Origin of the sequence: Pseudaminobacter soli (ex Zhang et al. 2022) (genome assembly GCF_014595955.1) — a bacterium.
Taxonomy (GTDB): domain Bacteria; phylum Pseudomonadota; class Alphaproteobacteria; order Rhizobiales; family Rhizobiaceae; genus Kumtagia; species Kumtagia pseudosoli.
In genome coordinates this window covers 1-20,917 of record NZ_JABVCF010000004.1, presented here as the reverse complement: position 1 = coordinate 20,917, position 20,917 = coordinate 1, and the positions used below count along the sequence as shown (strand labels likewise).

22 protein-coding genes are annotated in these 20,917 nt (G+C 64.0%); 12 read left to right on the top strand and 10 right to left on the bottom strand.

Annotated elements, in window-relative coordinates; all coding sequences use genetic code 11:
- Position 1 precedes the first annotated feature (1 nt).
- The 4 genes from HUI96_RS08360 to HUI96_RS08345 all read left to right on the top strand — a co-directional run bounded on the left by HUI96_RS08360 (position 2) and on the right by HUI96_RS08345 (position 4,638).
- Positions 2–1,006 carry a type II secretion system F family protein gene (locus tag HUI96_RS08360; protein WP_188254212.1) on the top strand — a complete coding sequence of 335 codons (1,005 nt, stop codon included), beginning with the start codon at positions 2–4 and terminating at the stop codon, positions 1,004–1,006.
- A gap of 84 nt (positions 1,007–1,090) precedes the next feature.
- Positions 1,091–2,278 (top strand): glycosyltransferase, encoded by a 1,188-nt coding sequence (locus HUI96_RS08355; RefSeq protein WP_188254211.1) that lies wholly within the window; start codon positions 1,091–1,093, stop codon positions 2,276–2,278.
- A 71-nt stretch (positions 2,279–2,349) separates the two neighbouring features.
- Positions 2,350–3,642, top strand: a complete 1,293-nt coding sequence (locus tag HUI96_RS08350; protein ID WP_188254210.1) for a cytochrome P450 — start codon at positions 2,350–2,352, stop codon at positions 3,640–3,642.
- 21 nt (positions 3,643–3,663) lie between these two features.
- Positions 3,664–4,638 (top strand): class I SAM-dependent methyltransferase, encoded by a 975-nt coding sequence (locus HUI96_RS08345; RefSeq protein WP_188254209.1) that lies wholly within the window; start codon positions 3,664–3,666, stop codon positions 4,636–4,638.
- A 78-nt stretch (positions 4,639–4,716) separates the two neighbouring features.
- On the opposite strand, the gene HUI96_RS29835 is transcribed toward HUI96_RS08345, so the two are convergent.
- Entirely contained in the window at positions 4,717–4,848 is a 132-nt protein-coding gene (locus HUI96_RS29835; RefSeq protein WP_273033164.1) for a hypothetical protein, read from the bottom strand.
- A gap of 76 nt (positions 4,849–4,924) precedes the next feature.
- Complete coding sequence (locus HUI96_RS08340; RefSeq protein WP_188254585.1) at positions 4,925–6,175, bottom strand: DNA recombination protein RmuC; 1,251 nt, start codon at positions 6,173–6,175, stop codon at positions 4,925–4,927.
- A 103-nt stretch (positions 6,176–6,278) separates the two neighbouring features.
- Between HUI96_RS08340 and def the strand changes: the two genes are divergently transcribed.
- From def to ptsN, 7 genes are all read left to right on the top strand, one after another.
- Positions 6,279–6,809, top strand: a complete 531-nt coding sequence (def, locus tag HUI96_RS08335; RefSeq protein ID WP_188254208.1) for a peptide deformylase — start codon at positions 6,279–6,281, stop codon at positions 6,807–6,809.
- A 348-nt stretch (positions 6,810–7,157) separates the two neighbouring features.
- Positions 7,158–7,850 (top strand): LPS export ABC transporter periplasmic protein LptC, encoded by a 693-nt coding sequence (gene lptC / locus HUI96_RS08330; RefSeq protein ID WP_188254207.1) that lies wholly within the window; start codon positions 7,158–7,160, stop codon positions 7,848–7,850.
- 14 nt (positions 7,851–7,864) lie between these two features.
- The gene (locus tag HUI96_RS08325; protein ID WP_237684035.1) at positions 7,865–8,431 is read left to right on the top strand and encodes an LptA/OstA family protein; all 567 of its coding nucleotides are present in this window, start codon (positions 7,865–7,867) and stop codon (positions 8,429–8,431) included.
- Positions 8,431–9,246: an LPS export ABC transporter ATP-binding protein gene (gene lptB, locus HUI96_RS08320; protein WP_188254205.1), complete on the top strand. Its 816-nt coding sequence runs from the start codon at positions 8,431–8,433 to the stop codon at positions 9,244–9,246. Before HUI96_RS08325 ends, lptB begins: the two co-directional genes overlap by 1 nt.
- A 177-nt stretch (positions 9,247–9,423) precedes the next feature.
- A complete protein-coding gene (rpoN, locus tag HUI96_RS08315) occupies positions 9,424–10,944 on the top strand; it encodes an RNA polymerase factor sigma-54 (RefSeq protein ID WP_188254204.1) in 1,521 nt (506 codons plus the stop codon).
- 260 nt (positions 10,945–11,204) lie between these two features.
- Positions 11,205–11,789 (top strand): ribosome hibernation-promoting factor, HPF/YfiA family, encoded by a 585-nt coding sequence (gene hpf, locus HUI96_RS08310; RefSeq protein ID WP_188254203.1) that lies wholly within the window; start codon positions 11,205–11,207, stop codon positions 11,787–11,789.
- A 59-nt stretch (positions 11,790–11,848) separates the two neighbouring features.
- Positions 11,849–12,313 carry a PTS IIA-like nitrogen regulatory protein PtsN gene (ptsN, locus tag HUI96_RS08305; RefSeq protein ID WP_188254202.1) on the top strand — a complete coding sequence of 155 codons (465 nt, stop codon included), beginning with the start codon at positions 11,849–11,851 and terminating at the stop codon, positions 12,311–12,313.
- A 59-nt stretch (positions 12,314–12,372) separates the two neighbouring features.
- Here the strand turns inward: ptsN and HUI96_RS08300 are convergent, their stop codons facing one another.
- Positions 12,373–12,630, bottom strand: coding sequence for a DUF1150 family protein (locus tag HUI96_RS08300; protein ID WP_188254201.1), 258 nt, complete (start codon positions 12,628–12,630; stop codon positions 12,373–12,375).
- Between the two features lie 73 nt (positions 12,631–12,703).
- Entirely contained in the window at positions 12,704–13,129 is a 426-nt protein-coding gene (locus tag HUI96_RS08295) for an Hsp20 family protein (RefSeq protein WP_188254200.1), read from the bottom strand.
- A 149-nt stretch (positions 13,130–13,278) separates the two neighbouring features.
- Here HUI96_RS08295 and HUI96_RS08290 point away from each other — a divergent pair, with 149 nt between their 5' ends.
- Positions 13,279–14,223 (top strand): nucleoside hydrolase, encoded by a 945-nt coding sequence (locus HUI96_RS08290; protein WP_188254199.1) that lies wholly within the window; start codon positions 13,279–13,281, stop codon positions 14,221–14,223.
- A 76-nt stretch (positions 14,224–14,299) separates the two neighbouring features.
- Here the strand turns inward: HUI96_RS08290 and HUI96_RS08285 are convergent, their stop codons facing one another.
- The 6 genes from HUI96_RS08285 to HUI96_RS08260 all read right to left on the bottom strand — a co-directional run bounded on the left by HUI96_RS08285 (position 14,300) and on the right by HUI96_RS08260 (position 20,563).
- On the bottom strand, positions 14,300–16,015 hold the full coding sequence (locus HUI96_RS08285) for an SLC13 family permease (protein ID WP_188254198.1): 1,716 nt from the start codon (positions 16,013–16,015) through the stop codon (positions 14,300–14,302).
- 136 nt (positions 16,016–16,151) lie between these two features.
- Positions 16,152–17,204 carry a sulfate/molybdate ABC transporter ATP-binding protein gene (locus HUI96_RS08280; protein ID WP_188254197.1) on the bottom strand — a complete coding sequence of 351 codons (1,053 nt, stop codon included), beginning with the start codon at positions 17,202–17,204 and terminating at the stop codon, positions 16,152–16,154.
- 12 nt (positions 17,205–17,216) lie between these two features.
- Positions 17,217–18,125, bottom strand: coding sequence for a sulfate ABC transporter permease subunit CysW (cysW, locus tag HUI96_RS08275; RefSeq protein ID WP_188254196.1), 909 nt, complete (start codon positions 18,123–18,125; stop codon positions 17,217–17,219).
- A complete protein-coding gene (cysT, locus tag HUI96_RS08270; protein ID WP_425299209.1) occupies positions 18,115–18,972 on the bottom strand; it encodes a sulfate ABC transporter permease subunit CysT in 858 nt (285 codons plus the stop codon). Before cysT ends, cysW begins: the two co-directional genes overlap by 11 nt.
- A gap of 8 nt (positions 18,973–18,980) precedes the next feature.
- On the bottom strand, positions 18,981–20,015 hold the full coding sequence (locus tag HUI96_RS08265; protein WP_188254194.1) for a sulfate ABC transporter substrate-binding protein: 1,035 nt from the start codon (positions 20,013–20,015) through the stop codon (positions 18,981–18,983).
- A gap of 98 nt (positions 20,016–20,113) precedes the next feature.
- Positions 20,114–20,563, bottom strand: a complete 450-nt coding sequence (locus HUI96_RS08260) for an RrF2 family transcriptional regulator (protein ID WP_188254193.1) — start codon at positions 20,561–20,563, stop codon at positions 20,114–20,116.
- Positions 20,564–20,917: the final 354 nt, after the last annotated feature.

The following is a 20,917-nucleotide window of genomic DNA, read 5'->3' as shown; positions in this document are numbered from 1 at the left end:
GATGAGCGATCAAACCGCCCGGATCCTAACCGACCCGTCGTTCCTGATGGCGATCCTGGTCGCCATAGCCGTGTTCGCGACGATCTATACGATCATGCCGGCTTTGGGGGGCAACCCGCTCAAGGCGCGCATGAAGAGCGTGGCGCTCGAGCGCGAAGAGCTCCGCGCCAAGCAGCGCGCCCGGTTGGCCGAGGAGGCGGAGCGCCGCCGCAGGGGGCTTCGCGAGCACCAGTCTGTCGGGATGCGCAACTTCGTCGAGCGGCTCGACCTCAGGCGCGCCCTCGTCGACGAGAACACGCTCACCAAGCTGCGCGTGGCAGGATTCCGCGGACAGAACCCCCTGACCAAGTTCCTGTTCTTCCGCTTCCTCCTGCCCTTCGTCTTCTTCGCCCTGGCGATCGTCTATCTTTTCCTCCTCGGCGGGCTGCCCGAGCAGCCGATGTTCGTCAAGATCTTCGTTGCCGTGGTCTTCGCCTATGCCGGTTTCTATGCGCCTGTCCTCTACGTCAGCAACCGCGCGTCCAAGCGCAAGCAGGCGATCCAGCGGGCCTGGCCGGATGCGCTCGACCTTCTGCTCATCTGCGTGGAATCCGGCATGTCGATCGAGGCCGCCATGCGGCGAGTTTCCGAAGAGATCGGAAACCAGTCGGTCGACCTTGCGGAGGAACTGATCCTCACCAATGCCGAGCTGTCCTACCTGCAGGAGCGGCGCCAGGCTTTCGAGAACCTCGCCAGCCGCACCGGGCTGGAATCGGTCAAGTCGGTCTCGCAGGCGCTCATTCAGGCCGAGCGCTACGGTACGCCCGTGGCTCACGCGCTGCGGGTGCTCGCCAGCGAAAGCCGCGACATGCGCATGAACGAGGCGGAGAAGAAGGCAGCCGCGCTGCCGCCCAAGCTCACCGTGCCGATGATCCTGTTCTTCCTCCCGGTTCTCTTCGCCATCATTCTCGGCCCGGCGGGCATCACGGTCAGCGAGCGCGGCCTCTGGGGCGAATCCAGCCAGTGATGCGGCTGAGGATGCACCTCGCCGCCTATTGAGGGCTCAAGGCCGTCCGGCTATCGTCCGCGCTGCTTCGGGCAAAGAGGGTGAATGTCGGTTTCATGGGTTTTCGTGCTGGCGGCGCTGGCGCTGGCCATCAACGCGCTGTCGATCGCCGGTGTCCTGCTGCGCATGGGGCGCCTTCAGAAACCGCGTGTGGCCCACAATGCTGTGGCCACCATCATCCTCCCGCTCACCGGTCGCTGCCCCGGCCTCGAAAAGCTTGTCGCAGCCCTGGATACGCAGACCCTGCCTCCGAGGCGGCTCATCATCACCGTCGAATCGCAGAGCGATCCCGCCTACGGACGGGCGCTTGAGGTCAGGTCGTTCGCCGGATTTTCCATCGAGGTGGTGGTCGCCGGCCCCGCATCCGACCAGGCGCAGAAATGCCGCAACCAGCAGGCCGCGCTCAAGCTGATCGACGAGCGCGACGAGGCGATCGTCCTGATGGACGGGGACATCGCCCCGCAGAAATGGTGGCTGAGCGCCCTTGTCTCGCCTCTGATGGATGGGAACGCCGATCTCGTGACCGGTCATCGCTGGCAACGTGTGGCGCAGCACCGTCTGGGGGCACATCTGGTCGCGACGATCGATCGGGCGGTGACCCTGATGCCGCGGAAGGCCTGGGCCATCACAAGCGTGGTGTGGGGCGGCAGCGTCGCCATCTCCCCTGCGGCAGCCCGGAAGATGAACTTATCCGAAGCCCTCGATCGGACACTTTCCGACGATCTGTCGCTGGCCGATGAGGCGGCTGCGGCAGGTCTTGTGGTGCTTACGCGCGGGGCGCTTCTGATCCCGTCCCCCACCAGCCTGCGGCTGGCTGAGGCTTGGCGCTTCGCGGTGCGCCAGTACAGGATCGGCCACATATATCGGCCCTGGCTGTGGTGGCTGGCCTTCGTCACGATCAACCTGCGCCTCCTGGGCTGGGTGGTCGTCCTGCATCAGGTCCTGACCTCCGGCGCCTATCTCTGGGCTGCCGCTTCCCTCGCGGCGCTGGCAGTGATCAAGCAGGCGCTTGTCGGCGAGGTCGCGCGGCGCGTCGATATGCCGGATCCGCTGCCAGTGCGCCTAGTCCAGTTGGGGTTGGGCCTCTTGCAGCCGCTGGTCGACATCTTCCATGCCAGCGTCATCGTCGCGGCCGCCACGACGCGCCGGATCCAGTGGGGCCACGTCGTCTACAGGATAGCGGGGCCGCATTCCATCAAGGTCGAGGAGCGCCTGCCATTTCCCGCCTCCTGAACCTTCTGTCCTGGTCACTGGGCCGCGTTCCCTTCGCCGCCAGGGCGGCAGGCGCGTTCTTTGCCGACCCCATGCGCTATGTGAGCGGCAAGCTGCTTGAGCGCTGGCTGATCGTGGCCGATCTGCCGAGGCGCAAGCTGGCGCTCTCCAACGATCCCAAGGTCGTTGAGACGGTCATGCTCGACCGCGGCGGGGTCTTTCCCAAGAGCGACGTGGTGCACGATCTCCTGGTGCCTCTGATCGGGGAGGGGGTATTCGGCCAGCCGGGCGGCACGCGTGTCAAGGAGACGCGGCGCATCTTCTCGCGCTCCCTGGCGACGATCCCGGACGAGGTCATGCGCGCGGTAACGGAAAGGCTCACACGCGAGTATGTGGATCGCTGGCTTCGCAGTCCCGGTGGGAGGGTGGGCATCTCCGAGGAGTTCTCCCGACTCACCGTCGACGTCGTTTCAGAAGTGACGCTCGGCGACCGCTTTTCGGAAGAGGAATCGATCCGGTTCACGCGGCTCTTCTTCGAGTATCACAAGAAAGCCGCCGCGCTTCTGCTCATGATCGCGCATGACGACGTTACGACACGCGCGCGCATCATCCGTGAGATGGGGCTTTCGCCGATCGGCGCCGAGATGCGTGAGCTCATGCTGCGCCGTTTCGTAAAACCCATCCTGACGGGAGCCCGGCCGCTGGAGAGCGCGCCGTTTGCATTGGCGCTCGCCCAGTCCGGGCGGATGAGTGAGGGGGCCGAGGGCGAGCAGGCGCTGCTGGACGAGATCGCAGTGATGCTTCTTGCCGGCCACGAGACGACGGCTTCGACGCTCTCCTGGCTTGCCTCCGAACTCGCCGGCAGGTCCGACCTGCAGGACACCGCCGCAATGGCCCTTTCCGGCAAGTCGGCACCGGGCGGATACTGGAGGGAGGCGTCGCCGGAAGCCGTGGCCGACGCGCTCGCGAAGGAGGCGCTCAGGCTTTATCCGCCGATCGGTTTTTTTCTTCGCGAGACCAGGGAAGAAGCGGTCTTCCGCGGGAAGCAGGTGCCGGCGAAGAGCTTCTTCGTGATCGCGCCGTGGACCCTTCACCGCCACAGGAGCCTGTGGTCGCGGCCGGACGAGTTTGCGCCCATGCGCTGGCTGGACGGCTCCCCGGCCCCTGCAAGAACGAGCTACATGCCCTTCGGGCTGGGGGCGCGGATCTGTCCCGGCGCTCGTTTTGCGGCCGTCGAGATGGAAACCATCCTGCGTGGACTTCTGCCCCGTGCTCGTCTAACGCTCTCACCGGGAAAGCGGGCGAAGCCGCTCGGCAATCTCACGTCGCGCCCGGATCGCGAAATCGTCTTGGGGATTTCCGAACGCAGGCGGGCGGATGGATAGGCCGGAGCGAGGGGAGCGGCAATGGCTGAAAGCGCATCAATGGCGACACGCGGCTCGAACCCGGAGCCGCTGCCTCCGTGCCCGATCACCGGAAAGCCGGCGCTGCGACGCATTCATGGCGTCTCGGCTCGCCTGATCGAGGATGTCTGGCGGCTTGGCCAGGGCGTTGACGTCTCGCACCTGTTCAAGGGCGTCGACCGGGTGACGCTCTATGAATCGCCCACCGGGCTGGTCTTCTTCGAGCCGCGGATCGTCGGCGACGGCAAGTTCTACGAGGGTTATTACCAGAAATGGGACGTCCACGAGGGGCTCACCCGTTTTAAGGAATCCCGCGTCGACTATAGCCGCGCCGCTGAGTTTATACCTGCAGGCGCGCATGTGGTGGACGTCGGCTGTGGCCCGGGCGTGTTCCGGACCCACCTGCCGCACGCGCGCTACACCGGCCTCGATCCTTATGCCGGACCCGACGTGGACGACGTCGTCATCCGCGAGACGCTGGAGGAGCATGCCCGCAAGCGGCCGGAGTTCTATGACGTGGCGACCGCCTTCCACGTCATCGAGCATGTGCCGGACCCGCTGCGCCACGCCGAGCAGATGGTCAAGCTGTTGAAGCCGGGCGGCCTGCTGATCCTTGCCGCCCCGCTGCATCCCTCGCCTCTGACCGAGATCCCGAACCTGCCGATCAACATCCCGCCGCACCACGTAACCTGGTGGAACCCCGAGGCCTATAAGGCGCTGTCGGCGCGTCTCGGGCTGGAAGTCGTCGAGGCCGGCACGCTACCGCCCTCGCTGCACCAGGGCCTGATCTATTGGCTGCACCGCTTCCTGGCGCGCAGGACGAAAGGTCCGCCGAACGAGCGCTACATCGGTCACAACTGGACGTGGCACGCCAGCATCGTCGTCGCGTACTATCTGGCGAGGCTTGCAACCAGGATCAAACCGCTTCCCCCGGGTGCACGCCCGGTTGACGCCTTCCTGGTTGCCCGCAAGCCGTGAACTCCTAGGCGTGTCGGACGGGCATTGCCGCGCCCGACAGCGGAGTATTGGCGCCGCCCGCAAGCGGCGGAGCCGAGCCTACTTCTTCTTTTCCTTAAGCTTCATGGCAGGCACCGCCGGCGCCTGAAGCACCGGCGCGGCCGGCGGTTTCTTGGCGTCCTTCTTGGGTTTGCGGGCTTCCTTGCCCGGTCGCATCGCACCTTTTGCCATTGCCAAATCCTCCTCAATATTTGGCGGAATGGAACAGGAGTCGGCGCCGGGCGCAAGATGCAAGCGCGTTCGCAGCCTACTCCTGCTCTTCCACCACGCGCAGGCGCAACTGGCCGGTCTTGCTCTCGGCGCCGCGCGGGCGCTGCACCTCGATCTGCTCGTCCGGCCCCGGTTCCTTGAACTCCAGCGCCTCGATCTTCTGCCCGCGCTTGGCGACCTTGGAAGCCGAGACCAATATGTCGTCGATGTCTTTCGAAGCCTGACCAAAATGAGTCTGCAGCTTGCGGACTCGATCGTCGAGGCGGCCGAGATCCTCCATGAGCCGGACGACCTCGGTCTGGATGAGATGCGCCTGCTCGCGCATCGAGGCGTCCTTCAGGATCGACTGGATCACCTGGATCGACAGCATCAGCAGCGAGGGCGAGACGATCACGATCCGCACACGGTGTGCACGCTGCACCACCGCTTCGAACTTCTCGTGGATTTCGGCGAAGATCGATTCGGACGGCACGAACATGAAGGCGGTGTCGTGGGTCTCGCCGGGAATGAGGTATTTGTCGGCGATGGCCTTGATGTGCACCTCGATGTCGCGCCGGAACGCCTGCTGCGCGGCCCGCAGCGCTTCGCCGCTGGAATCCAACTCCGCTGCGGCGCGGATCGCGTTCCACGCCTCCAGCGGAAATTTCGCATCGATGACGAGCGGCGGCGAGCCGTTCGGCATCCGCACCGTGCAGTCGGGCCTGCTGCCATTCGAGAGCGTGTCCTGAAAGGTGAAGGCGCCGTGCGGCAGGCCGTCGGCGACGATGGCCTCCATGCGCGACTGACCGAACGCGCCGCGCGTCTGCTTGTTGGAGAGGATCGCCTGCAGTTGCACGACTTGGCCGGCCAACGACTGGATGTTGTTCTGGGCCGTGTCGATGACTGCGAGGCGCTCCTGCAGTTTCGCCAGGTTTTCATGAGTCGACTTCGTCTGTTCGGCCATGGTCTGGCCGATCCGTCCGGTCATTGCGTCCAGCCGCTGGCTGATGCTCTGGTTGAGTTCGGCCTGCCGTGCGCCGAGGGTTTCGGCCACCGCGCTCATGCGTCCCTGCATCTCGGCCTGGGCCTGCAGGATTCCGGCCATGCGGGCCTCCATCTCGCGCGCCATCTCGGCCGCCTCTTCGGCGGCTTCGGCCCGCGCCCGCCCCGACCGCCAAAGCGCAGCCGCGAACGTCAGGACGAGCAGCAGGAAAAGTGCTGCAGCGCCCGCGAGCGCCTGACCAAACGTCACGGCGGTTGTGCCGAATTGCGCGATCGGCTGCAGAAGGATGTCGGTGACCTCGCCCATCCGCGAAGGATAGATGATTCGCGTCTTCAAGGAAGATCAAAACGGGAACAACGCCCGATCTATCCCCGTTGACGCTGTCGGTGCGAGCCATTACCTCAGGCCCATGTCGATCAAACCGCTGATTATCCTTCCCGATCCCTTGTTGCGCCAGGTGTCCAGGCCGGTCGAGCAGGTCGACGAGCGTCTGAAGAAGTTCGCCGCCGACATGCTGGACACCATGTACGATGCTCCGGGGATAGGACTCGCGGCGATTCAGGTCGGCGAACCGCTGCGCCTGCTGGTGATCGATCTCGCCAAGGAGAAGGAGCCGAAGGCGCCACAGGTCTTCATCAATCCGGAGATCGTCTCGAAATCGGAAGAGAAATCCGTCTACGAGGAGGGATGCCTTTCCATTCCGGATTATTATGCCGAGGTGGAACGGCCGGCCGTCGTACGTGTGAAGTATCGGGATCTCGAGGGCCAGCAGCATGAGGTCGAAGCATCCGGCCTCCTCGCCACCTGCCTGCAGCACGAGATCGATCATCTCGATGGCGTGCTGTTCATCGATCATATCTCGCGGCTGAAGCGCGACATTGTCGTCCGCAAGTTCAAGAAGCTTGCAAAGGACAAACCGCAGAGCGGCGCATTGGCTTAAGCGGCTCGTGACCGGCTGTCTGCTGGAGCGCGGATCAGGTTCAACAAATCCACCAATGCTGACAGTGAAGAACCGGCGCTTGATGCAAGGGGCTGACAATCTTCGCAAAGATCATCATATTGGCGGTTGCTGGCGCAGGTGATTTGCGCCGAGCAGGGTCGGACGCAGGCGGGGGCGTGAGTTCGATCGGTTCGCAACCAAATGCGCTCCATTCCGCTTAGGCGGGGGAAGATCGAAGCATCATCAGGCCCTTGGCCATAATTTCGTGGCTTTCGGCACGTTGATCGCGTTCAATTTATAGTAGCATGGCGGCGCAGGCTCGGTCCCGCGCCCTGCAACAGGTACCCGATGTTGGCACGACCGACGGACACGCCCGATGCTTCACCGCGGCTCGGCCCGCTGCCCAGCCGCGCGCCTATCGAACGTTCGGCCGTGTTCGACAACGCCGCCCGGCACTCGCAGAAGGTACGCGCCCTGAAGATCGCCTTGCCGGTCCTTGGTGCGACGATGGCCGTACTCTTCCTGTACCAGTCCTTCTTCTCGACTCCGGCGCCTGCCGAGATCATTGCCCAGGATTCCGCTGTCGCGGAGGGCAAGCTGGTGATGGCCAATCCGAAGCTCCAAGGTTACACCTCGGACGACCGGCCTTATTCCGTCAGCGCCCAACGCGCCGTGCAGGACATCACCAACGAAGCCGTAATCGATCTTCAGGGCATATCCGCCACTTTGCCGATCAGCGAAAAAGCCTCGGCCCGGATCGATACGGAGCGGGGTGAATTCGACCGCATGATGAACACACTCGTCATCGACAATGCCATCACCATCAGCACCACGGATGGCGCATCGGCGCGTCTCGGCTCCGCCAGGGTCGACCTCGCCGCCGGGCGAATGACCACTGACAGGCCGGTGGAAATCCACGCGAATGGGGCGACCATCACCGCGGACGGCATGTCGGTCGAGGAGAATGGAAAGCGGGTAGTTTTCGAGAAACGTGTTCGCGTGCATATAGTGCTGCCGCAATCCGAGACGGCCAGCCAATGAGGGGAACAGCCGCAATGTTCGGGAACGGGTTCAAACTGGCCGCTTGTGCCGCGCTCGCCGTGCTGGTGGCTCCAACCGGCGCAACCCTGGCGCAGGAGAGCGCTACCGGCCGGCTTCAAGGGCTTAGCCTTTCGAGCAATCTGCCCATCCAGATCGAAAGCGACAAGCTGGAAGTCATCGACGGCGAGAACAAGGCGGTGTTCGTCGGCAACGTCAATGTCAGCCAGGGCCCGACCCTCATGAAGGCCGGCAAGATGACCGTCTACTACGCGGCGGGCGGCACCGGATCGGCGGCGACCGGCTCGGGCAAGATCGACCGCATGGAGGTCGAGGACAAGGTCTACATCAAATCCGAACAGCAGGTCGCGACCGGCGACCGCGGGACCTTCGACATGGCAAGCCAGGTGCTCACGCTCTCCGGCAAGGAGGTGGTGCTTTCCGAGGGTAAGAACGTGCTGGTCGGCTGCATGCTCACCGTGAACATGAAATCGGGGCGTGCCCAGGTCGACGGCTGCAAGAACGGCGGCAATGGCAGCGGCCGGGTCATGATGTCGATTTCGCCCGGATCGCAGAATCGTTGATGAGTGCCGCAGGATCGTTTTGGTCCCGCTTGCCGGGACGATTGGGCTTGGCATCTCCGCAGCCCGCGCTCAGCCCGCGCGCAGCCGACCTGAAGGGCACGCTGATCGCCTCCGGCCTGGCGAAGAGCTACAAGGGTCGGCAGGTGGTCAACGGCGTCTCGCTGGGCGTGCGCGCCGGAGAAGCCGTAGGGCTGCTGGGGCCCAACGGCGCCGGAAAGACCACCTGCTTCTACATGGTCACCGGCCTTGTGCCCGTCGATCGCGGCAGGATCGAGATCGACGGCTACGACATCACCATGCTGCCGATGTACAGGCGAGCGCGGCTCGGCATCGGATACCTGCCGCAGGAGGCATCGATCTTCCGCGGCCTCAGCGTCGAGAACAATATCCGCGCGGTGCTCGAGATGGTCGAGAAGGACCGGGCCGAACGCGAGCGCACGCTGGACGAACTTCTCGAGGAGTTCCACATCGCACACCTCAGGAAATCGCCTGCAATGGCGCTTTCCGGTGGCGAGCGGCGGCGTCTGGAGATTGCGCGCGCGCTGGCCAGCCGGCCGCACTACATGCTCCTCGACGAGCCCTTCGCCGGCATCGATCCGATCGCCGTCGCCGACATCCAGCAACTGGTTCGGCACCTCACGACGCGCGGCATCGGCGTGCTGGTGACCGACCACAATGTGCGCGAGACGCTGAAGCTTATCGACCGCGCCTACATCATCCACAACGGCGAGATCTTGAAACACGGCACTGCCGACGACATCATCGCCGACCCCAATGTCAGGCGCCTTTATCTCGGCGAGAGCTTCACGCTGTAGGACAGCGGCACGGGCTTTTCTTGCAATTATTTCCATCATTCTGCCGTCTGGCGCTAACCCGGCGGTAAGCCTCCGCTCGCTCGGGGATTGACAAGCAAAAGCCGGGCCAGTTTGAATGCGCCTGGATCGTCATTGAGGCGATCCAGGCGTTTTTCAGCGGCAGGTAGAAAAACCGGTATGGCACTGTCGGCAAAATTGCAGCTTCGGCAGTCCCAGTCGCTCGTCATGACCCCGCAGCTGATGCAGTCGATCAAGCTGCTTCAGTTCACCCATTTGGAGCTCGAGCGTTTCGTCGAGGAGGAGATCGAGCGCAATCCGCTGCTGGAGCGCGTCGAGCCGCAGGAAGATGCCGCGACCGACCAACTCCAGAAGGAGCGGGACGGCGATGCGGCCGGAGAGGACTGGTACGAGGCCGCCTTGCCGGCGAGTTCGCAATCGATGGCGGACCAACTCGACACGACGCTCGAGAATGTATTTCCCGACGATCCCGGTGCGGTGCAGCGCGTCGGTCCCGATCTAGCCGCACAGTGGAAATCCGCACCGGCCGGATCATCGGGAGGCGATGGGGAGGGCTTCGATCCAGATGACATCGCGGCGTCGAAGCCCGGCCTGCGCGACCACGTCGGAGAGCAAATCGCATTTGCGTTTGTTGATCCGGCGGCCCGGCTCATGGCCCATGAATTGGCGGACTGTTTGGACGAGGCGGGCTATTTTCGCGGGGAAGTCGAAGAGATTGCCGAACGCCTCGGCACCTGTCCCCCCGAAGTAGAAGAGGTGCTGCAAAAGTGCCGGTCGTTCGATCCGCCGGGGCTTTTCGCACGCGACCTCAAGGAATGCCTGGCGCTACAGCTTCAGCGCAATGACCGCTTCGACCCGGCAATGCGGGCGCTTGTCGACAATCTGGAGCTTCTCGCGCGCCGCGATTTCCAGTCGCTGAAGCGCTTGTGCCGCGTCGACCAGGAAGACCTCCTGGACATGCTGGCTGAGATCAGGGCGCTCGATCCTAAGCCCGGCCTCGCCTTTTCGACCGGAACCGCGGACACCATCGTGGCGGACGTGGAGGTCCGGGCGGCCAGCGACGGCAGTTGGACGGTCGAGCTCAATCCGGACACCCTGCCGCGCGTCCTGGTCGACCAGATCTACTTCGCCGAAGTGTCGAGGAAGGCCAAGGCCCCCGGAGAGCGCGAGTTCCTGGCCGAGTGCATGCAGAACGCCAATTGGCTGACGCGCAGCCTCGACCAGCGCGCCAAGACCATTCTCAAGGTCGCGTCCGAAATCGTGCGTCAGCAGGATGCCTTCCTGCTCAACGGCATCAGGCATCTGCGGCCGCTGAACCTGCGCACCGTTGCGGAGGCGATCGGCATGCACGAATCGACCGTGAGCCGGGTTACCAGCAACAAATACATGCTGACGCCGCGCGGCGTGTTCGAGCTCAAATTCTTCTTCACCGCCTCGATTCCCGCGGCCGGCGGCGGCGATGCCCACTCCTCGGAGGCCGTCCGCGACCGCATTCGCGAGATGATCGAGCAGGAGAGGGCCGACGACGTCCTGTCCGACGATGCCATCGTCGACCTGCTCAAGAACGAGGGCGTGGACATCGCCCGGCGCACGGTCGCGAAGTACAGGGAGGGCATGAACATAGCCTCGTCCGTCCAGCGGAGGCGGGAAAAGCGCGCGCTGGTCGCCGTCGCGCGCTGATGGCCATCGCCGAAAGGTGCCCTACATAGCTGTCGGGAGCTCGGCGCGGGCTCGAATTGACAACGCCCGGTTAACTCACTAGAAGCCCGCGCCCATAGGTCGGGCGATGCCAGGACGGCGCCGCTCAGGAGACGGCAATTGACCGACAACAACCACGGAATGCCGCCGTCGCTTACGCACCGTCAGCTTGTGCGCTCCCAGAACGGGTATAAACTCAATCCGCTTGGATCTGACAGGAAGGGGCCCACGATCTCATGAGCATGAGCCTGCGCATTTCAGGGAAGCATATGGACATCGGCGATGCGTTTCGGGGACGAATCGAAGCGCGTGTCGGCGAAACCATCGGAAAATATTTCGACGGGGGCTTTGGCGGGCATGTAACCGTCATCAAATCGGGTTCGCGCTTTGCTGCCGATTGCATGATTCACCTCGACAGCGGAGCGGCGATTCAGGCGACCGCCGATGCCCTCGACCCGATCCAGGCGTTCGAGGGAGCCGCCGAGCGGCTCGAGAAGCGCATGAGGCGCTACAAGCGCCGGCTGAAGTCGCGCAGCTTCGGGGGGAACGGGGGTGCCATCGACATTTCCTACACTGTCATGGCGGGCATCCCTGAAGAGAACGAGGAGGAAATACCGGAGGACTACGCTCCGGCGATCGTTGCTGAATCCACCATGGCGTTGAAGACCATGACGGTCGCCTCCGCGGTGATCGAACTCGACACCAAGGAAAGCCCCGTTTTCGTGTTCCGCAATGCCGGCAACGACGCCGTCAACATCGTTTACCGCAGGCCTGATGGAAACATCGGCTGGATCGATCCTTCGACGGCCAGGTCCGCTCAGGGTTGACGCGGGAAATGCCGGGCGTGAAGCTCCAGGTGCTTCGCCCGGCCACAAGGGGATTTGGAATGGATCTCAGCGATCTCGTCCAGGCGCCGGCTGTTTTGCCGGCCTTGAAGGCGAATTCGAAGAAGCAGGTGCTGCAGCTGCTGGCCGAGCGGGCCGCCGCGATCACGGGAATCCCGGAGCGTGAAGTCTTCGACACCATCCTGCAGCGTGAGCGGCTGGGCTCGACCGGGGTCGGCAATGGAATTGCCATCCCTCACGGCAAGCTTCCCGGTGTGAAGCAGATCACCGGGGTTTTCGCGCGTCTGGAAAACCCGGTCGATTTCGAGGCCCTGGACGACCAGCCGGTCGATCTCGTGTTCCTTCTGCTGGCCCCGGAAGGGGCCGGCGCCGACCACCTGAAGGCGCTATCGCGAATCGCACGCGTCCTGCGCGACGCCGATACTGTCGCCAAGATCCGCGGAGCCCGGGACGCGGCCGCAATTCACACGCTGCTTGCTACCGCGCCTGCATCGCACGCCGCGTGACCGTCTCCGCTCGGTTTGAAGGTTTCAACTGGCGGCGGGATCGCCGCCCAGGGAATGGATCAGTGGAGGGCGACCGGTACCAGGTCGTTCTCGAGTGCCCCCGCGATGGCGCGCTCGCGAGCGTCGGACAGCAGGATCGGCCGGCCGTCAGCCGCGAAAAGCGCCCACAGTCTGAGGCCCGGCTGAATGTCGGGTAGGCCCGGGAACTTCCCCTTGAGCTCCTCCGAACCCATTTCGCGCAGATAGGCCACAGTGCCTTCGCCGAGATGGGCGAGGTCTGCCTGAGTGACAACCGGTCTTGCTTCAGTTTCAGTCATACTAGCCTCCTTTATCGCGGGGCATCTTTGTGACCAACCCGCGTAAGAGCTTTCGGTTCCGGCGTGCCGGCGATCAGTCTTTCACCGAAATGTTGATTTTCCGTACCAGCCGCTCCGGCTGTGGGCGGTCGAGGTCGATCGAAAGCAGCCCGTTCTTGAGCTCCGCCGAAAGCACCCGCATTCCGTCCGCCAGCACGAAGGTGCGCTGGAACTGCCGTGCTGCTATGCCGCGATGGATGTAGTCGCGCTCCGTGTCGTCCCGCTGCCGCCCGCGGACCACTAGCTGGCTTTCTTCCACGCTTACATCGAGGTCTTCCTCGCAGAAGCCGGCGACCGCCAGGGTGATGCGCAGTCGATCGGGCCCGCCGTTGGCGCTACCGATCCGCTCGATATTGTAGGGAGGATATCCGTCCCCGGATTTCGCAAGACGTTCGATCGTCTTTTCCATCGCGTCGAACCCGAGCAGCAGTGGGCTCGAGAAAGGCGGAATCCGGCTCATGTTACGTTGTCCTCATCGAGCGACATTTGCGGGAAAAATCCAGATGGCATTTCTCCCGTCGTTCTGGGATATGGTTGGCGCCGCTGCCGACTTCAAGCCTCCCAGCCACTCGCCATAGCTTTCCAGAAGCATTCCAATAGGGACCCGAAATGCCCGAAAAGCGCAAGATCATCATCGATACTGATCCCGGCCAGGATGACGCGGTGGCCATCCTGCTGGCGCTCGCCAGCCCGGAACTGGACGTGCTGGGATTAACCGTCGTCGCCGGCAACGTACCGCTCCACCTGACCGAGAAGAACGCGCTGAAGATCTGCGAACTGGCCGGCCGCGAGGACACGAAAGTGTATGCCGGTGCGGTGCGGCCGCTGATTCGCCATCTGGTCACGGCTGAGCACGTACACGGCAAGACCGGTCTGAATGGACCGGAACTGCCGGAGCCCCGGATGAGATCGCAGCCGCAGCACGCGGCCGACTTCATCATCGAGACGCTGATGCGCGAGGAGCCTGGCACCGTCACGCTCTGCGCGCTCGGGCCGCTCACCAATCTGGGCCTGGCGATTGCGCGAGAGCCGCGGATTGTGCCGCGCATCAAGGAAATCGTGCTGATGGGCGGCGGCTTCTTCGAGGGCGGCAATGTCACGCCGACCGGCGAGTTCAACATCTATGTCGATCCGCACGCGGCCGACCTTGTGCTGAAGTGCGGCGCGCCCATCGTGATGATGCCGCTCGACGTCACCCACAAGGCGCTGACCACCTCGAAGCGTATCGCAGCCTTCCGCAACCTTGGTAATCGGTGCGGCATTGCGACTGCGGAGATGCTGGAGTTCTTCGAGCGCTTCGACGAGGAGAAGTACGGCACCGATGGCGGGCCGCTGCATGATCCGTGTGTTATCGCTTACCTACTGAAGCCGGAACTGTTCAAGGGGCGCTTCATCAACGTCGCGGTGGAGACCTCGTCGGAACTGACGATGGGGATGACCGTGGCCGACTGGTGGGGCGTGACCGACGGCGAGAAGAACGTCACCTATATGCGCGAGGTCGACCACGACGGTTTCTTCGCGCTGCTGACGGAGCGATTTGCGCGGCTTCCGTAAGCGGAAAGGCATGATTGAGCGCAGGGAGTGTTGAAATGCCCTGCGTTCGGGCGGCGCAGCTGCGTAAGCCGAACTCTCAGACCCAGACCAGGGCGATCATCACCAGCGCGACAACGCCGGCAGCGAGGGTTGCCGGCCATCCGGCCTTTGCGAAATCGGTGAAGCGGTAGCCGGCGATCCCCATCACCACCGTGTTGTTGTGATGGCCGAAGGGGGTGAGGAAATCGATGGACGCTCCGAGAGCCACTGCGATGAGCACCGGCTCGGGTGCGACGCCCGCCGCCTGCGCCGCCGAAATCGCCACCGGCCCGAGCACGATCGCGGTGGTCGCGTTGTTGACGAAGGGCGTGATCAGCACGGCCAGAAGCAGCATGGCGGCTGAGAGCGCCAGCGATTGATGTGTCGGCACGATATGGAGCAGCCAGCCTGAAAGGACGTCCGCGGCCCCGGTCGTCCCGACGGCTGCGCCCAGCGGGATCATCGCCGCCAGCATCAGCAGGATAGGCCAGTTTAGGTCAGCGAGGGCCGTGCGCAGATTGAGGTTGCCTAGGGCCGCCAGCACCAGCACGACGGCACCGAAGGCGAGATCCGGCGCGACCCCGAAGGCCGCTAGCACGATGCCGGCAGCGAAGATGGCCAGCGGCAAGGGGCTGCCCACGTCGCTTCTCGACGCCCCGGACACCTCCAGCAACTCTGTTTCGGAAATTGCCTCCCTGATCGCGTCGCGGTTGCCCGCCAGGACCAGGACATCGCCGATCGACAGCTGGATATCGGAGAAACTTCCTTCGATCCTGTGAGTCTGAGGCGAGACGGAAAGCACCGTCACTCCGCCTGCCGCAAACGCGCCGACATTGCCTATTCGCGAGCCTACGACGGTGCTCTCCGGCATGACAACGGCCTGGACCGTTTCATCATCGATGGCGTGGTGGGTATATGCGAGCGCGCCCGTTGCGACGAGCCGCGACAGCTCCGCTTCGCTGCCCTCGACGAGAAGCCGATCGCCCGCAGCAAGCTGCTGATCGTTGCGTGCCAGGAACAACTGCTGTTCGTTCCGCTGGACGCCATAGAGAGTGAGCGGGAAGTCGGCCAGCGAAGTGCCGACAAGGGGCGACGCGGCGGGCACTGCGAGCTCTGCGACCTTGCGCCGGAGGCCCACTTCGCCCTGGAGGCTGATCTTGCTCGGCTCAATGGCAAATAGTCGCGGCACCCAGGCCACGATCGCGATGATCCCGGCGATCGCTCCCGGTACGCCGGCATAGGCGTAGTCGAAGAACGCAAAACCGTGCCCGGTGACGGTCGCAAGCTGCTGGCTGACGACCAGGTTGGCAGGGGTGCCGATTATCGAGCACGTGCCCCCGAGCAGCGCGGCGAAGGAAACCGGCATCAGCACGGCCTTGGGGTCGATACCTCTGCCATGGCACACGCTGAAGACGATCGGCAGCATCAGCGCCAGGGCGCCGATGTTGTTCATGATCGCGGATACGAAGGCCGAAAGCCCGCACAGCGCGGCGATTGTCGACAGCCGGCCCGGGGCGATGGCGGTAATCCGGTCTGCGAGCAGGTCCAGGACGGCCGACCTCGACAGCACCTGGACGATCAGCAGGATCTCGACCACGGTTATGACCGCGGAATGGGAGAAGCCGGAGAAGAGGGAGTTCACGGGCACCAGGCCGAGATGGTAGCCCAGCGCCAGTCCTCCCAGCGCGACCACTTCCATGCGAATGCGATCGAGCGCGAAGAGGACCAGCATTGCGGCGAGCAGCACGAGGATCGCCGCTTGCTCGAAAGTCATCGCAACGGGCTCCCCGGCTCATTCAACGCGTTCGGGCGACCGATAGCACGTCGCGAAGGGGGCGCACCACCGTGCGTGGGCTTGGCACGGTTGCCCGCCTTGACCAGAACGCCGCCGCAGGTTGCCGTTACCGCTGCTATGCCGCGGCGGAGACCGCCGGAAATGCCCGCCATCTCAGCGGCCGGAAGGCAATGCGGCTCTTCTGGGTCGCCGGATGATCGGTCGGAAGCTCGATTTCTACGCGATCGCGCGCCCCTCCGACCTCGAGTTCGACCCGGCGCGAGCCTCCCACGCGGCGGCTTGCGGCGACCACACCGCTGATGCAGCCACTGCAGCCGTCGAGCAACTCGATCTCATGCGGCCGGAAATAGAGTGTCGCCTGGCCGCTCGGCAGTTCGGGTGCTGCGAGGCCGATCGTCCGGTCATGCAGCCACAGCTGCCCGTCGTCCACCTTCACGGGCAGGACGCTGGAATCCCCGATGAAGCCGTACACGAACGGCGAGTTCGGCCGGTCGTAAACGTCGTCGGCGCCGCCGACCTGCTCTATGCGGCCCTGGCTCATCACCACGACCCGGTCGGCGAGTTCGAGTGCTTCTTCCTGATCATGGGTGACGAACACCGTCGTATGGTTCGTCGCATCGTGGATCTCGCGAAGCCAGCGGCGCAGTTCGCGGCGAACCTGGGCGTCAAGCGCGCCGAAGGGCTCGTCGAGCAGAAGCACCCGCGGCTCGATGGCGAGCGCGCGCGCAAGCGCGACACGCTGCCTCTGGCCGCCGGACAGCTGGTTCGGGTAGCGATCCGCCAGCCCGCTGAGCTGCACCAGGTCCAGAAGCTCATGCGCGCGGCGCCGGATCTCGCTCTTCGCCGGACGCGACGATGACGGCCGGACCTTCAGGCCGAAACCGATGTTCTCGGCGACGGTCATGTGCCGGAACAGGGCGTAGTGCTGGAAGACGAAGCCGACATTGCGCTCCTGGACGCTCTTGAACGAGGCGTCCTCGTCCCCGAAGAAGATGGCGCCGCGGGTCGGCGGCTCAAGCCCGGCGATCAGCCTGAGCAAGGTCGTCTTGCCCGAACCCGACGGCCCGAGCAGGGCGATCAATTCGCCGGAGCGGATGTCGAGGGAGACGTCCTTGAGGGCCGGAAAGCGCTCGAAATCCTTGCAGACGTGGCGGATCGAGACATCCATCGCTATGCGCCCTTAATGCTTTGCCGAGCCGGCGATCTCGTCGCCGTACCGGTATTCGAGGAATGATTTGAGAACGAGGGTCACCAGGGCCAAGCCAGCCAGCAGGGTGGAGACCGCGAAGGCCGCGACGAAGTTGTATTCGTTGTAGAGGATCTCGACCTGCAGCGGCATGGTGTTGGTCAGACCCCTTATGTGGCCCGAGACGACCGACACGGCCCCGAACTCGCCCATGGCGCGGGCGTTGCACAGCAGTACGCCGTAGAGCAGGCCCCATTTGATGTTGGGCAGCGTCACGTACCAGAAGGTCTGCCAGCCGGACGCGCCGAGCGAGATCGCCGCCTCCTCGTCGCCCGTGCCCTGATCCTGCATGAGCGGGATCAGTTCGCGCGCGACGAACGGGAACGTCACGAAAATGGTCGCCAGCACGATGCCGGGCACGGCGAACAGTACTTCTATGCCGTGGCTCTTCAGCCACGGACCGAGCATGCTGTTGGCCCCGAACAGAAGCACATAGATCAGTCCGGAGATCACCGGCGAGACCGAGAAGGGCAAGTCGATCAGCGTGATGAGGAACGTCTTGCCCTTGAACTCGAATTTGGCGATCGCCCAGGCAGCGGCGACGCCGAAGACGAGATTGAGCGGAACCGCGATCGCCGCAACCGTCAGGGTCAGCTTGATGGCCGATATCGTATCGGGATCCCCGAGCGCCAGCATGAACTCGCCAAGACCCTTGCGGAAGGCCTCGATGAACACCGCCGCCAGCGGTAGGACGAGGAAGAAGCCCAGGAAGCCGAGCGCCAGCGTCATCAGCACGGCCTTCGCCACCGGCCCCTCGGTGGTGGGTCGCTTGAACGGCCGTTTCGCCGTGGACAGGCGCGCAGGGCCGAGCACGGTCTCCTCCCTGACGATATCAAGCGCCATAACCAAATCTCCGTCGGCTCCAGGCCTGGATGAGATTGATAAGGAGCAGCATCAGAAACGAGATGACCAGCATGATCGTTGCGACGGCGGTTGCCCCGGCATAGTTGAATTCCTCGAGCCTGATGACGATGAGCAGCGGGGCGATCTCCGAAAAATACGGGATGTTGCCGGCGATGAAGATGACCGAGCCGTATTCGCCGACGGCACGGGCGAAGGCCAAGGCAAACCCGGTCAGCAGCGCCGGCGCCAATGCCGGCAGGATGACCCGGGCGATCGTCTGGAAGCGGTTGGCCCCAAGCGTCGCCGCCGCCTCCTCGACCTCACGGTCGATTTCGAGCATCACCGGCTGCACGGTGCGCACCACGAAGGGCAGGCCGATGAAGATTAGCGCGATCACAATGCCCAGCGGCGTGAAGGCGGCCTTGATGCCGAGCGGCGCCAGCAACTGCCCGACCCATCCGTTGGGGGCGTAGATGGCTGCGAGCGAGATGCCCGCCACTGCCGTGGGCAGAGCGAAGGGAAGGTCCACCACGGCGTCGACGATCCGCCTGCCAGGAAAACTGTAGCGCACCAGAACCCAGGCGACGATCGTCCCGAAGACGACATTCACGGCCGCTGCGATCAGCGATGCGCCGAAGGAGAGCTGCAAGGCGCTCTTCGTGCGCGGGTCCGAGACCAGCGCCACGAACTCGCTCCAGCCGAGTTCGCTCGTGCGCCAGAAGACCCCGGCCAACGGAATGAGGATGATCAGCGTCAGGTAGGTGACCGCAAAACCGAGCGTCAGCCCGAAACCGGGTATGACGCTCGGCGTCCGCAGTCGCCACCCTGCCTTGGCGGCGAGGCTCATCATGGCGCTCAGTTCGACGAACCCGGCTTGTAGATCTGGTCGAAGATGCCGCCGTCACCGAAGTGATAGGGCTGCGCCTTCGCCCAGCCGCCGAAGATCGGGTCGTCGATCGAGACCAGGTCGAGTTTCGGCAGCCTTTGCAGCGCCTCGGCGGGCACCACCTCAGGATTGGACGGGCGATAGAAATGCTTTGCAGCGATCTGCTGGCCGGCGTCCGAGTAGAGGTATTCGAGATAGGCCTGCGCCACTTCGCGGGTTCCCTTGGCGTCGACATTGCCGTCGACCAGGGCAACGGGGGGCTCCGCCAGGATCGAGGATGGCGGCACGACGATATCGAACTGGTCCTCGCCGAATTCGGCGCCGGCCAGGAATGCCTCGTTCTCCCAGGCAAGCAGCACGTCGCCGATACCGCGCTGCGCGAAGGTGGTCAGCGCCCCGCGGGCGCCGCTGTCCAGCACCGGCGCACGCTTGTAGAGATCGGCGATATAGGCCTTGATCTTGGTTTCGTCGCCGCCGAACTGCTTGTGCGCCCAGGCCCAGGCCGCCAGATAGTTCCACCGGGCGCCGCCCGAAGTCTTGGGGTTCGGGGTCACGATCTGGACGTCGCCCTTCACGAGGTCCGCCCAATCCTTGATGCCCTTGGGATTACCCTTCCTGACGAGGAATACGATGGTCGAGGTGTAAGGGGAGGAGTTGTGGGGGAGCCGGCCACGCCAGTCCGCCGGGATCTTGCCCGAATTCTTGGCGATGGCGTCGATGTCGCCTTCCAGCGCAAGGGTGACCACGTCTGCATCAAGGCCGTCGATCACCGCCCGGGCCTGCTTGCCGGAGCCACCGTGCGAGGTGCGGATCGTCACCGCCTCCCCGGTCTTGCCCTTCCAGTACTCGGCAAATGCGGCGTTGTAGTCCTTATAGAGTTCGCGGGTGGGGTCGTAGGAGACGTTGAGGAGCGTGGTGTCGGCAAAAGCAAAGCCGAATCCGCCGAATTGCGCCGATGCTGCGAGAGCGGCTGCGAAGAGGAACGACTTTCGATTGAGCGTCATGATTGCCTCCGAGGTGAACCACTTAACTCTATCGGTTTAGTAGGGTATTAGAACGCGGAACATGCCAAAGCGCAATCTGTTCCGAAACAAATTTTCCCTTATCCGGCGATCAGGAGGTTTACCTTTCCAGAATCCGTCGAAAGGCAGTCTGCTATGCTCGTACGGTCGAGCACGTTGCGGGTGACGTCGGCGACGCGCGCGAACACTTTTCGCACTTCGCAGCTCTCTTCGCTGCGGCAGTCCTCGCAGCGCCGGTAGGCGGTCTTGCTGAGGCAGGGCAGGGGAGCGATCGGCCCGTCGACGATGCGCAGCACCTCGCCGAAGGTGATCTCCTCGGGCGCCTTGAGCAGCAGGTAGCCGCCGGCCTTGCCGCGCCTGCTCTCGACGATGCCGTGATGCTTCAGGTCGAGCAGGATCTGCTCGAGGAATTTGCGCGGAATGCGTTCGCTGCTGGCGATGTCCGAGATGAACACCGCGCGGTCCGGCTCCGCCGATTTTGCCAGCGCCACGAGGGCGCGAAGCGCATACCTCGCCTTCTGTGAGATCATTCGAGAAAATACCTGATGGCAGTGATGGGCTAAACACTACCAGCTCGGTTGGGATTGTGAAGCCGGAAGTCCGAACGATGTGGGAGCGCGCCGGAGAGGATGAAAGACGGAATTCGTGTGTGATTGCATCTGTGCTAACAGTATGAGGGCTACCGTAAGAGGGCGGAAGCATGAGCCAATATGACCATCTACGCCAAGCGGCCGAAAATGCCATTCGCTACCGGGAAAACCTGCCTACAGCGCCGCAACGGCCGCTGCAGACCTTTCAGGAGGCGTTGGTTTGGAGCAAACGAGGCCTCGGAACTGGGCGATCGGCTCACCCGGGAGGTCATTGCCGGAATTCAGTCCGACGGA